This is a genomic window from Enterobacter sp. 01-M-02-SI-ECC (assembly GCF_047530595.1).
GTDB classification, from domain to species: Bacteria; Pseudomonadota; Gammaproteobacteria; order Enterobacterales; family Enterobacteriaceae; genus Enterobacter; species Enterobacter cloacae_M.
The window spans coordinates 96,855-114,536 of the sequence record NZ_JBLKCZ010000004.1; the positions used below are offsets into that span (position 1 = coordinate 96,855).

The 17,682-nt window shown below is 63.3% G+C and carries 1 pseudogene; it reads right to left on the reverse strand.

The features are described from left to right. Positions 1-59: 59 nt before the first annotated feature. Positions 60-17,642, reverse strand: a pseudogene (locus ACMWLG_RS07925) (beta strand repeat-containing protein); the annotation flags it as partial. Positions 17,643-17,682: the final 40 nt, after the last annotated feature.

Below are 17,682 nucleotides of genomic sequence, written 5' to 3' on the forward strand. Positions count from 1 at the left end.
ATGGCTATTCATGTAAAGAAACGCAAAAGGCCGCGAGGATCGCTCCCCGCGGCGTTGTTTTACGCAATTAACAGCTGATGGTTCGCCAGCAGCGTTGCCAGATCCGTCTGCACGCCGTTCAGCGTCACCAGCGTGGTTGGCGAGAACTGACCGCCGGTACCGTCCAGGTCAACCTGGATCTCGGTATTGCTGCCGTTTTGCACCACGCGGATGTAATCGCTGATATTGCCCGCGCTGCTGTCCAGCGTGGCGACGCCGTTCACGTAGCTCGCCGAGCCCGTGCCCGTATAGCCGCTGCCGGAGAGCAGATCGCGCAGGTCAATACGATCCGTGTCCGCGGTCCCTTCCCAGGTGCCGACCGTAAAGCCGTTCACCACGTCGTGACCGTTACCGCCCGTCGCATCCGAGGCGTTAATCAGCTTGTAGAGCAACGTATCGTGACCACCGCTGCCGATGTTGAAGGTGTCGTTTCCGCCGCGCCCTTCGAACTGGTTATCACCGCTGTTGCCGGTAATAACGTCGTCGTAATCCGAGCCGTTGATGCCTTCAATGTTCAACAGTCGCGTGGTACCGAACCCGGTGTTCTGCGCGGTTGAGAGGCGCAAATCAACGTTAACGCCGGAGGTCGCGTTGCGGTAATCCACCACGTCCATCCCACCGGTGTTGCTCCAGGTGTCGTAGTCGGAGTGGGTATTCCAGCCGCCGGAGCCGTTGTAGGTATAGGTGCCGTCCTCTGCGATAAAGGTGTCGTTATACCCGGTCCCGGTGATGGTCCCGCTGTGGCCGCCGGTGGCGGCTTCGGCCGTCAGGACGTAGCCCTCTTTGCCGTTGCCCGCCTCCAGACCGCTCCAGGTGACGTTATCCGACACGCCGTTGGTGATCTTCAGGATCTCGGCCGAATAGGTTTCATTCGGATCCAGACCGTAGAAGCTCACCAGCGCAGAGGTATCGTTCGACCCGATACCGGACTGGGCGTTGATGATCTGCGAGGCCACCAGCACGCCCGCGGCGTTGTACAGATTGACCGTGTTGCCGTAGTAGGCGTTGATGCCCTCGCTGTCGACAATGTGCAGGTGCATCGCGGTGCCGTCAGCAATGGTTTTGCTGTTTTGCACCAGCACCACCTTGCCGTTCTGCTGAGAGACCAGCAGATCCTGCGCGCCGTCCCAGTTGTAGTCCACCGCCGCCACGCCGGTCGCGTAGGCAATACCGGACGCCAGCTGGCTGGAGGTCCAGGTGGAACCGTAGCCGCTGTTGGTGAACAGGGTCGCCGTCTGCGAGCCGCCGTAGGTGCTGAGCTTGATGATATCCATCTGACCGTCGCCGTTCCAGTCCACCGCCACCGACAGATACCCTGCCGTGGCGTTAGAGGCTTCCACCGCGCTCTTGGTGGCAGAGAGCTTCCCGGTACCGTCGTTGTAGTAAATCACCCCGCCGTTGTTGTTGTAGCTGCTGCCCAGGTACAGATCCATGTAGCCATCGCCGTTGAAGTCCGCCCACGTCATGGACGCCGCCGTGGTGGTATTCGAGGCGTTGACCACAAACACGTTGGTCAGGTTCTGACCGATAGAGAGCGTGCCGTTACCGTTGTTGTTGATCACGGTTAACGAGTACGCGCCGCTGCGGTTGGTGTGCTGAACAATATCCACCGTGCCGTCGTTGTTCAGGTCAACCCCGGAAATTTCGCGCCCGGAATCGAACTGACCGTAGAACCCGCCTTCCCCGCCGGTTCCGTCCGGCGACAGAACGCCGTTGTTGTTCACCAGGTAGGTCAGTGAGTCCATACCGGCATCGCCGTACGCCAGATCAAGATAGCCATCCCCGGTTTTGTCGTAGGCAATCACGCCGCCGTACCAGATGGTGGTGCCCATCGCCAGCTGGCTGGCGTTATAGGTGCTGCCATCATAGGTCCACATCACCTGCGTGGAGCCGGCGTAGGTGTTCTCGGTCGCGAAGATATCCTGCGTGCCGTTACGGTCAAAGTCGGCGGCGGTCTGGCTCACCACGTAGTAGTTACGGGTATTGGTCAGCGTATTGCCGGCATAGGTCGAGCTATCGCTGCTGGAGTATGACTGGCCGTTAGCGATGATATTCCACAGACCGCTGCTGTTCATGCCGAGGGTCATGGTGGAGTTGTTGCTGTTCCCCGCCGTGGTTGCCCAGTCGGTATTCACCGAGGTGGTATCAATCACCAGGCTGCCGGTCGCCGTACCCGTGGTATTGCCGTTACCCGCGCTGCTCTTCACCTGCGCGGTCACGCTGTAGCTCGCCACGCTCAGCGCATCGCCGTCCGGGATCTGCAGATACCAGGTGTTGTGATCCGGGTCGACTACCACCGCACCGCCGGTCTGGGAGGTGTAGGTTTTGCCGTTCACCGTCACCACCAGATATTCGCCGTTCACCAGGTCAGCGGAGACGGTACCGCTGACGATCGGCGTAGTGTCCGACGTGGTCTGCGCGGTAATCGCCGCCGTGGTGGTCGGGATACTGGTATCGACGTTCAGCACAAAGCCGTCGGATTCCGTGTAGTTTCCGGCCCTGTCGGTGACGCGCACGATGTAGGTGTGATTCCCGTCGCTCAGGCCGTTGTCCTGGAAGGACCAGCTCGCGCTGCCGTTCATGGTCACCTGGCCGAGCAGAACCCCGTCACGATAGAGCTGCACAATTTCACCGTCGTCCGGAGCGCGGTTAAGCGTACCGTTGATCAGCGGCGAGTTATCGTCCGTTGCCACCGCACTGCCAAAGGTGCCCTGACGCTCGCCTTCGCCGTCGGTATAGCTCACGACCGTGCCTACCGTCGATGGCGGCGTGGTGTCCACCGTCACCACCTGAGAGGCGGTGGAGCCGACGTTGCCCGCCTGGTCGATAATCCGCACCTGGTAGGTGTAGTCCCCGTCAGCCAGATCGCGGGTATCGGTGTAGCTCCAGCGCTGGTTGGTGACCGTGGTATCGAGCCAGGTGTTCCCGCCGTCCAGGCTGATCTGCACGCGCTCGTCGTTTGCCAGCGCGCTGCCCAGCGAACCGTTGATGGTCAGCGTGGTGTCCATGGTGATGAAATCACTCCCGGACTGGCCGGTATCTTCGCTGATGCTGTCGATGGTGACGCCGTACTGCGGCGCCTGCGTATCCACCGTCACCAACTGCGAGGTGGTTGCCCCGACGTTCCCCGCCTGGTCAACGACCCGCACCTGATAGTTATGGCTGCCGTCGGTCAGGGTACGGGTGTCGCTGTAGCTCCACTGCGTACCGCTGACGGTGGCGTACACCCAGGTGCTGCCGCCGTCCATGCTCACCTGCACGAATTCACCCGCGCCGAGTTCTTCGCCGAGCGTTCCGTGCAGTGTGTACGAGGTCGAACTGGTCAGGAAGTCGTTATTGTCGAAGCCGGTATCCACGGTGATGTTATCCACGGTCACCGTAATCGCCGCATCCGGGGCGACCGTATCGACGGTCACCTGCTGATGGGCGCTGGCCCCCACGTTGCCGGCGGCATCCACCACGCGAACGTAGTAGTCATAGGTCTGGTTACCCAGCGTGCGGCTATCGACGTAGTACCAACTGTTGCCGGTGACGATCACGTTCTGCCAGGTGACGCCGCCGTCGATGCTGATCTGGGCATACTCGCCGTCGGCCAGCGTCGCGCCGAGCGAGCCGTGCAGCGTCAGGGACGTATCGTTAGTGACAAAGTCGCTGCTGCTCAGGCCGGTATCGTCGCTGATGCTGTCGATGGCGATGGTTTTGCTGGCGTCCGGCGCAACCGTATCAATGGTCACCACCTGGCTGGCGGTGGCGCTGATATTGCCCGCGTCGTCAATCACGCGCAGCTGGTAGTTATAATCCCCGTCGGCCAGCGTGCGGCCATCGACATAGGTCCAGCTCAGGCCGCTGACGCTGACGTCTATCCAGGTAACGCCGCCGTCGAGGCTGATCTGCGCGTGGTCGCCGCTGCCCAGCGCCGCGCCGAGCGTCCCTTTCAGGCTGATCTGGTTGTCGCTGGTGATAAAGTCGCTGCCGGACAGCCCGGTATCCTGCGTAATGGAATCCACGGTAATGGTGGTTGCCGCAGGCTTCGTCAGGTCAATCACCACGTCCTGGCTGTCCGTCGCCCCCACGTTGCCCGCGTTATCGATCACGCGCACCTGGTACTGATACGTACCGTCCGTCAGGGTGCGGCCATCGGTGTAGCGCCAGGTGGTGCCGGTCACGGTCAGGTCAATCCAGGTGGTGCCGCCGTCGAGGCTGATCTGCGCCTTCTCGTTATTGCCGAGCTGCGCGGTCAGCGAGCCGTTGACCACCACCTGAGCATCGTTGGTGATGAAATCACTCGCGCTCAGGCCGGTGTCGTTTTGCAGCGAGTCAATGCTGATGCCCATCGACGGCGCGGTGAGATCCACGGTGACGGTATGGTTATCGCTGGCGCTGTTGCCGATGGTGTTGCTCACCTGCGCATTGATGACGTACGAGCCGCCGTCTGCCAGCGCGGTCACGTCAGCGCTGCCCACCGTATAGCTCCAGGTACCGTCATTCTGGACGGTAGCCGCATAGGTTTTACCGTTCAGCGTGATGGTTACCGTCTGGCCTGCAGGCGCGTCGGTGGTACCGCTGACGACCAGCGGCGTACCGTGCTCGGCGGCGTTAACGATATCGTCCTGCGCAAAGGTGTTGATGGTGATGGTTGGGACATCGCCGTTCAGCGTCACGTCGTGCGTTGCGCTGCCCTGGTTGCCCGCCTTATCGCTCACCGTAGCCGTAATAGTGTAATCCCCGTCGCTCAGGCCGAGGAAATCACGGCCCGGCACGAAGACCGACCAGGATCCGTCCGCCCCGACGGTCGCCTGATAGCTGTGCCCGTTGAAGGAGACGGTCACCGTCTGGCCCTGTTCCGCCGTGGTGGTGCCGCTGATGGTCTGGCCCGCCACCTGCTCCGCGTTGTTGACGATATCGTCATCGGCCACGGTGCTGATGGTCACGGTTGGCGCGACGGTGTCTACCGTTAAGGTGTGAGTGGTCTGGCCGTTATTACCCGCTTTATCGTTGACCGAGGCGGTCACCGTCAGCGCGCCCTGGCTCAGGGCGGCCAGGTCTGCCGCCGGCACGTCGAGCGTCCAGGTGCCGTCGTTTGCCACGGTTGCAGTGTAGGATTTGCCGCCCAGCGTCACGGTGACGGTCTGACCCGCCTCCGCGCTGGAAGAGCCGCGCACGGTCAGCGGCTGCTGTGCTTCTGCCGCGTTCAGCATATCGTCAGCCGACAGCGTCGCAATGCTCACAACCGGCGCAGTAGTATCCACGCTGATGCCGTGCGTCGCCGACGCGCTGTTGCCCGCGCTGTCCTGCGCCGACACGGATACCTGATAGCTCGCGCCATCGGCCAGCGCGCCCACGTCGGCGGCCGGAACGGTGGTCGTCCAGCTGCCGTCGCTCTGGATGGTGGCCGTATAGCTCTTGCCGTTCAGCGTCACGGTGACCTGCGTACCGCTGGCTAACTGGGCGCTGGAGCCGTTAATCACCAGTGACGAACCGGCTTCAGCCGCGTTAATGACGTCATCTCCGCTAACGGTGTTGATGGTCAGCGCCACGGAGGCGGTGTTCACTACCACATCGTGGGTCTGGGTGCTGCTGTTGCCCGCGCTGTCGGTAATCGTCGCGCTGAGGGTCACGGTGCCGTCGTTCAGCGCGGAAATCACGCTGGCCGGCACGCCCACGCTCCAGTTACCGCTGGCGTCAACGGTGGTGGTGTACTGGTTCGAACCGATGGTGATGACCAGCTTATCGCCGACGCTCGCGCCGGTTGCGGTGCCGCTGACGATCTGCGCCTGCCCGTGCTCCACGCTGTTGATGACGTCATCGCCCGCGACGGCGTTAAAGCTGACGGTCGGCGGCGTGGTATCAAGCGTAATCGCTTTGCCCGCGCTGCCCGGGTTACCCGCGGCGTCGCTCACGCTGACCTGCACGGAGTAGCCGTTATCCGCCAGTGCGGACAGGTCAGTGCCCGGCACGTTCACGCTCCAGATACCGCCCTGCTGCACCTGCGCGGTATAGCTCTTACCGCCCAGCGTCACGGTGACCGTCTGACCGACTTCCGCCGTGGTGGTGCCGGAAATGGCCACGCCCGCAGCCGCTTCGCTGGCGTTAATCACGTTATCGCCTGCGACCGTATCGATGGTCACGGCTGGCGCGGTCGCATCCACGCTGTACTCCCGGCCCGCCGAGGCGCTGTTGCCGTGCGCGTTGGTGACGCTCACCTGCACGCTGGCATCGCCGTCCTTCAGGCCCGCGAGATCCGCAGACGGCACGGTGGCCGTCCAGTTACCGTCGGCATCCACCTTCGCGGTGTACGTCTTGCCGCCGAAGATGACGGTAACGGTCTGGTTTTGCTCCACGTTCGAGGTGGTGCCGGACAGGACCAGATCCGCGCCTTTCTCCGCCGCGTTAATCACGTCGTCGGTGGCAATCGCATCGATGCTGATAGCCACCGCCGCCAGATCGACGGTCACGTCATGGCTGATGGTCACCGGGTTGCCCGCCGCGCTCTGGCCTGCAACGGTCACGGTGACGGTACCTGCTGCGAAGGCCGCGACGTCTGCCGCCGGGATCGCCGCGCTCCAGGTGCCGTCTGCCAGCACGGAGGCCGCATAGGTTTTGCCGTTGACGGTCACGGTGAGCGTGGTGCCTGCCGCCAGCCCGTCGCTGGAGCCGGTAACGATCAGGTTCTGCCCGTGCTCGATGCTGTTGATCACATCGTCGCCCGCCACGGTATCGACGCGCAGGCCCGGCAGGCTGGCGTCAATAGCGATTTCGCGCTCGCCCGCGCCGGTGTTGCCGTGGCCGTTGGTGACGGTCGCCGACACGGTCAAATCGCCGTTGCCCAGCGCGGTCAGGACAGATTCCGGCACGTTAACGGACCAGGTCAAATCGTTCTGTACCGTCGCGGTGTACGTATTGCCGCCAATGGATACGGTGACGGTATTGCCCGCTTCCGCGTTCGCTACCTTGCCGCTGATGGTCTGGCCCGCGGCCACTTCCGCCGCGTTGATGACGTTATCGCCCGCAATGGTGTTGATGGTAACGGTCGGCAGCGCGGTGTCCACCAGCAGGGTCGCCGTATTGCTGACGCTGTTGCCCACGCCGTTGGTCGCGGCTGCGTTCAGGGTGTAGTTGGCTTCGCCCAGACCCGCGAGATCCGCTGCCGGAACGGTCAGGCTCCAGGTGCCGTCTGCCGCCGTCGTGACCGTGTAGTTTTTGCCGTTCAGGGTCACGGTCACCACGGTGCCTTCCGCCAGGTTGGCGCTGGTGCCGCTCACGCTCAGATCCTGACCTTTTTCTACCGCGTTCAGCACGTTGTCGCCGCTGATGGCGTTGAACGCCACGGACGGCAGGCCGGTATCAACGGTCACGTTATGCGTGCCGGTGCCGGTGTTGCCCGCCGCGTCGGTGACGGACGCAGTGACGGTTACGGTGCCGTCGCTGAGTCCGGAAATCACGCTCGCCGGTACGCCCACGCTCCAGTTCCCCGCGGCATCCAGCACGGTGGTGTAGGTCTGGCCGCCGATGGTCACGGTGACCTTATCGCCCGCTGCCGCGCCGGTGGCGGTGCCGCTGATGATGTGCGCCTGGCCATGCTCAACAAGGTTAATCACGTCGTCGCCCGCCACGGTGTTGATGGTCACCGCCGGAACGGTGACGTCCACTGTCAGGTTGTGATCAACGGACGCCGGGTTACCCGCCTTGTCGCTGACGCTTGCGGTGACGGTCACGCTGCCGTCCGTCAGGGCCGCAACATCGGCCGCCGGGACGTTCAGCGTCCAGCTGCCGTCCGCGCCTGCGGTTGTGGTGTAGTCTTTGCCGTTCAGCGTCACGGTCACGGTCTGGCCCGCTTCGGCGGTGGTGGTGCCGGATACGGTCAGATCGGACTGCGCTTCTGCGGCGTTCAGAATATCGTCAGCCGCAAGGGTGTTGATGGTCACGGACGGCGCGGTCGCATCCACGCTGTACTCGCGGCCCGCCGAGGCGCTGTTGCCGTTGACGTTGGTGACGCTCACCTGCACGCTGGCGTCGCCGTCCTTGAGGTGTACCAGATCCGCAGACGGTACGGTGTAGGTCCAGTTGCCGCTGTCGTCTACTGTCGCGCTATAAATTTTGCCGTTCAGGCTGATGGTCACGGTCTGCCCGGCTTCCACGTTGGTGGTCGCACCGGACAGCACCAGATCCGCGCCCTTCTCCGCCGCGTTAATCACGTCGTCGGTGGCGATGGCATTGATGCTGATGGCAACGGTCGCCAGATCCACCGTCACGTCGTGACTGATGGTGATCGGATTGCCCGCTGAGCTGTCGCCGGTCACGCTGATTTTGACGGTGCCTTCCGGCCACGCGCTCACGTCGGTGGACGGGATCGCCGCGCTCCAGGTGCCGTCCGCCAGCACCGTGGCCGCATAGTCTTTACCGTTGACGGTGACGGTCAGCGCCGTGCCTGCCGCCAGCCCGTCGCTGGAACCGGTGACGATCAGGTTCTGCGCGTGCTCGATGGTGTTGATCACGTCATCACCCGCGACGGTGTCGACGCGCAGGCCCGGCAAGTTAGCGTCGATAGCGATCTCGCGCTCGCCGGTGCCGGTGTTGCCGTGGCCGTTGGTGACGGTCGCCGTTACGCTCAGGCTGCCGTTGCCCAGCGCGGTCAGCACGTCGGACGGCACGTTCACGGACCAGGTCAGATCGTTCTGCACCGTTGCGGTGTAGCTGTTGCCGCCAAGGGTGACGGTGACGGTATTGCCCGCTTCGGCGTTCGCCACGGTGCCGCTCAGCGTCTGGCCTGCCGCCACTTCCGCCGCGTTGATGACGTTATCGCCCGCCACGGTATTGATGGTGACGGTCGGCAGCGCGGTGTCGACCAGCAGGTTCGCGGTGTTGCTCACGCTGTTGCCTACGCCGTTGGTGGCGGTCGCGTTCAGGGTATAGTTGGCCTGGCCGAGACCGGCCAGATCCGCCGCCGGAACCGTCAGGCTCCAGGTGCCGTCTGCCGCGGTTGTGGCCGTGTAGTTTTTACCGTTGAGGGTCACGGTCACCACGGTGCCTTCCGCCAGGTTGGCGCTGGTGCCGCTGACGCTCAGATCCTGACCTTTTTCTACCGCGTTCAGGACGTTGTCATCGCTGATGGCGTTGAAGGCCACCGATGGCAGACCGGTATCGACGGTCACGTTATGCGTGCCGATACCGGTGTTGCCCGCCGCGTCGGTGACGGACGCAGTGACGGTTACGGTGCCGTCGCTGAGGCCGGAAATCACGCTCGCCGGTACGCCCACGCTCCAGTTCCCCGCCGCATCCAGCACGGTGGTGTAGGTTTGGCCGCCGATGGTGACGGTCACCTTATCGCCCGCTGCCGCGCCGGTGGCGGTGCCGCTGATGATCTGCGCCTGGCCGTGTTCTGCGATGTTAATAACATCGTCGCCCGCCACGGTATTGATGGTCACCGCAGGCGCGGTGATATCTACCGCCAGATTGTGATCCACCGACGCCGGGTTGCCCGCTTTGTCGCTGACCGATGCGGTAACGGTGACGCTGCCGTCGGTTAATCCAGCCAGATCGGCCGCCGGGACGTTCAGCGTCCAGCTACCGTCTGCTCTGACGGTTGTGGTGTAGTCTTTGCCGTTCAGCGATACGGTAACCGTCTGGCCCGCTTCGGCGGTGGTGGTGCCGGATACGGTCAGATCGCTCTTCGCTTCGGCGGCGTTCAGAATATCGTCGGTCGCCAGGGTATTGATGGTCACGGACGGCGCGGTTGCATCCACGCTGTACTCGCGGCCCGCCGAGGCGCTGTTGCCGTTAACGTTGGTGACGCTCACCTGCACGCTGGCGTCGCCGTCTTTCAGACCCGCCAGATCGGCCGCTGGCACCGTGGCGGTCCATTTGCCGTCGGCGCCGACGGTCGCGGTGTAGCTCTTGCCGCCGAAGGTGATGGTGACGGTCTGGTTTTCCTCAACGTTCGAGGTCGCCCCCGAGAGCACCAGATCCGCGCCCTTCTCGGCCGCGTTAATCACGTCATCGGTAGCGATGGCGTCAATACTGATGGCAACGCTCGCCAGATCCACCGTCACATCGTGGCTGATGGAGACCGGGTTACCGGCGCTGCTCTGGCCCGCAACGGTCACGGTAACCGTGCCTGCTGCCAGGGCTCCGACGTCCGCCGCAGGGATCGCCGCGCTCCAGGTGCCGTCCGCCAGCACGGTCGCCGGATAGGTTTTGCCGTTGACGGTCACGGTCAGCGCCGCGCCCGCCGCCAGCCCGTCGCTGGTACCGGTGATAATCAGGTTCTGCCCGTGTTCGATGCTGTTGATCACGTCGTCACCCGCCACAGTATCCACGCGCAGGCCCGGCAGGTTAGCGTCTATCACGATTTCGCGCTCGCCCGTTCCGCTATTGCCCACGCCGTTCGTGACGCTGGCTGACACGGTCAAATCACCGTTGCCCAGCGCGGTCAGCACGTCGGACGGCACGTTCACGGACCAGGTGAGATCGCTCTGCACCGTTGCGGTGTAGCTGTTACCGCCAATCGTCACGGTCACGGTGTTGCCCGCTTCGGCATTCACCACCTTACCGCTGATGGTCTGCCCGGCTGCCAGCTCCGCCGCGTTAATGACGTCGTCACCCGCAATGGTGTTGACGATCACGCCCGGCAGAACGGATTCCACGTTCACGGTGTGCGACGTGCTGGTATTGTTGCCGACGCTGTCCGTCGCTGAGGCGGTGACGGTATAAAGCGCCTCGCCCAGCTGACCGACCTCGTTCGCCGGAACGGTAGTCGTCCATTTTCCGTTATTGTCCACCTGCGCGCTGTACGCTTTGCCGTTCAGCATCACGGTCACCACCGCGCCTGCCGCCAGGCCGGAAGCCGTACCGGAGATCGTCAGATCCTGGGCTTTCTCGGTGTTGTTGATCACATCGTCACCGGAAACGGTGTCAATGGTCAGCACCGGCGCGGTCAGATTCACCTCCACGCCGTGCGTGGCGCTGTTGCTGTTGCCCGCTTTATCGGTCAGCGCCGCTGTAATGGTGTAATCTCCGGCGGCCAGCGCGGTAACGTCCGCCGCAGGCACGCCCACGCTCCAGTTGCCTGAGGCATCCAGAGTGGCGGTGTAGGATTTGCCGTTGAGCGTGACGGTGACCACGTCGCCCGCCGCCGCACCGGTCACGGAACCCGTGACAATCAGGGCCTGCGCATGCTCGGCGCTGTTGATCACGTCGTCGTCGGAAACGGTGTGAATGGTCAGCTGCGGGACGGTGGTATCGACCAGCACGTCGCGATCCGCAGAGGCCGGGTTGCCCGCTTTATCAGACACGGCGGCGCTGATGGTGTAGTTGCCGTCGGTAATGCCGCTCAGATCCGCGGTCGGCACGGTCACGCTCCAGCTGCCGTTTGCCTGCACGGTGGTGGTGTAGTCCACGCCGTTCAGCGTCACGGTGACGGTCTGGCCCGCTTCGGCGTTGGTCACGCCGTCAATAACCAGATCCTGCTGCGCTTCGGCCGCATTGATGATGTTGTTGTCGCTGACAATTTCAATAGACACCGTCGGCGCGGTGGCGTCCACGCTGTACTCGCGGCCTGCCGACGCGCTGTTGCCGTTCACGTTGGTGACGCTCACCTGCACGCTGGCATCGCCGTCCTTCAGGCTGCCCAAATCGGCGGACGGTACGGTCGCCGTCCAGTTGCCGCTGGCATCGACCGTCGCGGTGTACGACTTGCCGCCGAAGGTGATGGTGACGGTCTGGTTTTCTTCCACGTTGGAGGTCGAGCCGGACAGCACCAGGTCCGCGCCTTTCTCAGCCGCGTTGATCACGTCGTCCGAGGCAATCGGGTCAATGCTGATGGCGACTGCCGCCAGATCCACCTTCAAGTCATGGCTGATGGAAACAGGATTGCCCGCCGCGCTCTGGCCTTCCACGGTCACGGTGACCGTGCCCGCATTCAGCGCGCTGACGTCTGCCGCCGGAATGGCCGCCGTCCAGGTGCCGTCCGCCAGCACGGTTGCGGCGTAGGTTTTGCCGTTGACGATCACCGTTAACGCCGCGCCCGTTGCCAGGCCTTCGCTGGAGCCGGTGATAATCAGGTTCTGAGCGTGCTCAATGCTGTTGATGACGTCGTCGCCCGCTACGGTATCCACGCGCAGGCCAGGCAGGTTAGCGTCTATAACGATTTCGCGCTCGCCGGTTCCGGTGTTGCCGTGGCCGTTGGTGACGCTGGCTGACACGGTCAGATCGCCGTTCCCGATGGCGGTTAAGACCGTGGACGGCACGTTGACCGACCAGCTCAGATCGTCCTGAACCGTCGCGGTCCAGGTACTGCCGCCGATTGAAATCGTGACAGTGTCACCGCTCGCCGCGCCGCTCACTTTCCCGCTCAGAGTCTGCCCGGCAGCCACTTCCGCCGCGTTAATGACATCGTCCGTGGCGACCGGGTTGATGGTGACCTGCGGCAGCGCGCTGTCGACCAGCACGCTGTGGCCGGTGCTCGCACTGTTGCCCGCCGCGTCGGTTACGCTCGCCGTCACCACGTAGCTTGCTTCACCCAGCGCGGAGACGTTTGCCGCCGGAACGGTGATGCTCCAGCTGCCGCTGGCGTCGGTGGTGGCCGTATAGTTGATGCCGTTCAGCGTCACCGTAATGGCGGTTCCTTCCGGCTGGTTGCTGGTGCCGGACACCTGCAGATCCTGGCCTTTCTCTGTCGCGTTGATCACGTCGTCAGCCGCCAGGGTATTGATGACAATGACCGGCGCGGTCAGGGAGACGTCAAACTCGTGCGTCGCGGTGGTGCTGTTACCGGCTTTGTCGGTGAGGGTCGCAGAAATCGTCTGCTCACCGTTGACCAGCGCACCCACGTCCGCCGCCGGAACGCCCACGCTCCAGCTGCCGGACGCGTCCAGCATGGCGGTGTAGTCTTTGCCGTTCAGGGTCACGGTAATCACGTCACCCGCCTGCGCGCCCGTGACCTTGCCGGAGACGATCAGCGCCTGGCCGTGCTCGGCAATATTCACGACGTCGTCGCCCGCAACGATGTTGAACGAAATCTGCGGTACGGTGGTGTCGACCAGCACCGAAGAGCCCGCGCTGGCCGGGTTGCCTGCCTTATCGGACACCGTCGCCGTGACCGCCGCGCTGCCGTCGGCGATGACTGCCATATCCGCCGCCGGAACGTCGAGCGTCCAGCTGCCGTCCGCCTGCACCTGCGCGGTGTACTGATTGCCGTTGAAGGTCACGGTGACCGTCTGGCCCGCTTCGGCAGTAGAGGTGCCGCTCAGGGTCAGATCCTGCGCCGCCTCTGCCGCGTTCAGCATATTGTCATGGCTGATGGTGTTGATGGTCACCGTCGGCGCGGTGGTGTCGACGCTGAATGCCTGCGCCGAAGACGCCGCGTTGCCGTTCACGTTGGTGACGGTTACCTGCACGCTGGCATCACCGTCTTTCAGGCCGCTCAAATCGGCTGCCGGAACGGTCCAGGTCCAGTCGCCGCTGGCATCCACCGTCGTGGTATAGGTTTTACCCGCAAAGGTAATAGTCACGGTCTGGCCCGCTTCCACGTTGGATGTGGTGCCGGAAAGCAGAAGATCCTGGCCTTTTTCCGCCGCGTTGAGCACGTTATCGTCGGTCACGCTGCTGATGGTGATGGCAACAGGCGCGAGATCGACGTCCACAACGGTGCCGATGGTTACCGGGTTGCCGGAGGCATCCTGCGCGCCTGCCTTGATATCCAGCGAACCGTCCGCCCACTGGGAGACATCGGCCGCCGGTACCGCCGCCTGCCAGGTGCCGTCCGCCAGTACCGTTGCAGAATAGGTTTTGCCGTTGATGGTCACGGTCACGGTGCTGCCCGCCGCCAGATCGGTGCTGGTACCGGACACAATCAGGTTCTGAGCGTGTTCAATCACGTTGATCACGTCGTCACCCGCCACGGTATCAATACGCAGTCCCGGGAGCTGGGCGTCGATGGTGAAGTCGTGAGAAGAAGAGCCGGTATTGCCGTGCGCGTTGGTCACGCTGGCGGATACGGTGAGGTCGCCGTTGCCGAGCGCGGTTAACTGGCTCTCGCTTAACGGCAGGCTCCAGGTCAGATCGTCCTGCACGGTAGCCGTGTACGTCTGGCCGCCAAGGATAATAGTGACAGTGTCACCTGCCGCCGCGTTCGTCACCTTACCGGTCAGGGTTAGCCCTGCCGCTACTTCCGCTGCGTTAACGATATTGTCGCCCGCCAGGGTGTCGATCGTTACCACCGGCAGCGAGCTGTCCACCAGCACATCGTGCGAGGTTGAGGCGCTGTTGCCTACGCTATCCGTGACGCTCGCCGTCACGGTGTAATGGGCTTCTCCCAGCGCGCTTACGGCCGAGGCCGGTACGGTCACGCTCCAGTTTCCGCTGGCGTCAGCGGTTGCGGTGTAGTGAATGCCGTTCAGGGTCACCGTAATGGTCGTGCCTTCCGGCTGGTTGCTGGTGCCGGAGAGAAGCAGATCTTCGCCCTTCTCGGTCGCGTTGATCACGTCGTCCGCCGCCAGCGTGTTGATACCGATGACAGGCGTCACGGTATTCACCACCACATCCAGCGAACTGCTTCCGGTATTACCGGACCTGTCGGTCACGGAGACGTCGATTGTCCAGGTGCCGTCAGCCAGTCCCTGCACGACGGACGCCGGCAGACCAAGGCTCCAGTTCCCCGCCGCATCCACCACGGTGGTGTAATCAACGCTGTTAATGGTGATGGTGACCAGATCGCCCGCCGCCGCACCGGTGATGGAGCCGCTCAGGATTTGCGCCTGTGAATGGGCGAGCTGGTTAACGGTGTTGGTGTCGGTGACAAAGTCGTTAATGGTCACCTGCGGTACGGTTGCGTCCACCAGACCCACGCGGTCCGCGCTGCTGGCGTTGCCCGCCACGTCGCTCACGGTGGCCGTCACGGTCACAATGCCGTCCGTCAGGGCACCCACGTCAGCCGCAGGCACGCTCAGCTGCCACGTACCGTCCGCCTGAACCGTGGTCTGATACGTTTTGCCGTTCAGCGTCACGGTGACCGTCTGGCCCGCTTCCGCAGTGCTGGTACCGCTTAAGGCTAAATCCTGCTGCGCTTCAGCCGCGTTGATGATGTTGTCGGCGGTCAGGTTATCGAGCGTAATCGCCGGAGGCTGCGTATCCACCGTGACCACGCGCGCGGCGTCGGCGCTGTTGCCGCTGACGTTAGTGACGCTGACGCTCACCTGCGCGCGCCCGTCGATCAGGCTTTCCATGGCGCTGGCGGGTACGGTTAGGCTCCAGGAGCCATCCTGCTGCACCTGCGCGGTGAAGGTCTGGTCGGCGAATTTCACCACCACGGTCTGCCCCGCCTCCACGCCCTGCGTCTGGCCGGAAAGGGTTAAATCACTGCCTTTTTCTGCCGCATTCAGCAGGTCGTCGCCGGAGACGGTATCAATAGTGACCGCCACGGCGTTCAGATCCAGTTCAATCGGGTGTTCAGCCGCAACGGGATTGCCCCAGGCATCTACCGCACTGACGCTAACCGTCATGCCGCCCGCCGTCCAGGCCTGCAGGTCCGCCGCCGGAACGCCGATCTGCCAGCTGCCGCTGGCGTTAACCGCGGTGACGTACTCCACGCTGTTGATGGTGACAATAATCTGCGTGCCCGCGGCCAGATGGGTGCTGGAGCCGGTGACGCTCAGATCCTGCTGCTGTTCTATGGCGTTGATCACGTCATCGCCGGAAATGGTGTTCACGCGCAGGCCCGGCAGCTCCGCGTTGATATTGATATCACGCTCGCCGGTGCCGGTATTGCCGTGCCCGTTGGTGACGGACGCGGTGAAGGTTAAATCCCCGTCGCCGAACGCCTGAAGATCCGCTGACGGGATTTTCACGCTCCAGGTCAGATCGCTCCCAACCGTTGCGGTGTAGCTCTTGCCGCCTGCGGTGATGGAGACGGTATCGCCCGCCGCCGCGCCGGTAACGCGACCGCTGAGGGTTTGATCGACGCCCGCTTCGGCGTTATTGACCAGGTTGTCGCCCGCAAACGTATTGATAATGACCTGCGGAAGTACGGTATCCACCAGCAGGTTCGCCTCGGCAGAACCGCTGTTACCCACGCTGTCGGTCCCGCTGACGCTGACGGTATAAAGCGTGTTCGCCAGATTCAACACGTCAGAAACCGGCACCTGGACCGCCCAGATACCGTTTTCGACGGTTGCCTGATAGCTGACGTTGTTCAGCGTCACGGTGACGGCAGTGCCGTCCGGCAGATTGCTGGTACCGGTCAGGCTCAGCGGCTGTATCGCCTCCTGGGCATTCAGGACGTTATCCTGGCTGATGGCGTCAATCGTAAATTCCGGCGGGTGTCCGCTCAGCGTAATGCCGTGCGTGGCGCTGCCGGTGTTGCCTGCCGCGTCAGTGACGGAAACCGAAAGCGTGTGGTTACCTTCACCCAGCGCGCCCAGCACGGACGCCGGAACGCCCACGCTCCAGCTGCCGTCCGCCAGCACCACGCCGGTGAAGGTCTGGCCGCCAAGGGTCACGGTGACCACATCGCCCGCGGCGGCACCGCTCGCCTGGCCGGAAATAATGTGCGCCTGGCCCTGCTCGCTGATATTGAGGATATCGTCGCCCGCCACGGTATGGATGGTGACGACCGGCGCGGCGGTATCCACCGTGAAATCTGCCGTCACGGACGAGCCGTTGCCCGCTTTGTCGCTCACGTTAACCGTCAGGGTGTGGTTACCCTCATTGAGCTCCTGCACGTCGTTCACATCAAGCGTGACGGACCAGGTGCCGTCGCTGCCCACCGTGGCGTTATAGTTTTTACCGTTCAGGGTAACCGTGACGATCTGACCGGCTTCCGCATTCGTTTTACCGGTCAGGGTCAGCGGCTAGTTGTGCTCAGCCGCATTAATGATGTTGTCCTGCGCGAGGGTATCGACAGAGAGGGTTGGCGCGGTGGTATCCACGCCAATCGTCTGGCTTCCGCTGACGGTGTTACCCGCCGCGTCTTTTCCGCTCACGTTAACCGTCCAGGTTCCGTCGCCCAGCGCCTGCGCGTCCGCCGCAGGCACGTTAACACTCCACGCGCCGTCTGCCCCGACTTCAGCCGCGTAGGTTTTGCCGTTAAGCGTCACGGTGAGTTCGGTACCCTGCGCCAGGTTTTTGCTGGCACCGGAAAGCGTAAAGCCCGCAGATTGCTCGCTGGCGTTCAGCACGTTATCGCCCGCCGTGGTGGCCAGCGTAATGGCGGCATCGGCGGTAGAGACCGTCACGGTGATACTGCCCGCAGAGGTGGTTTTACTGCCGTCGATCTGCACGACCGACCAGGTGTGCTCCCCGTCCGTCTGGGTCGGTAATATTACCGTCCACGTGCCGTCTGTACCGACCATGGTGCTGGCAATGGTGCTGCCGCTGCTGTCTTTGATCTGGATGGTCGCGCCCGGCTGGCCGGTACCGCTAAAGGTTGGGGTGCTGTCGTCCGTGATCTCGTTTGCGCTCAGCACGCCCTGCTTGTCACCCGCTTTATCCGACAGCAAGAAGGTCGGCGTGGCGCTTTCAACTTCTTTCGTATTATCAATGACTTTTGTTTTAGTTCCGCCGTCACCGCCGTTTGCCAGCAGCGCCCCGATGGCACCGCCGCCTAACGCCGCTCCCGCAATCCAGCCCCACGGCGCGTCGCTTAAAACG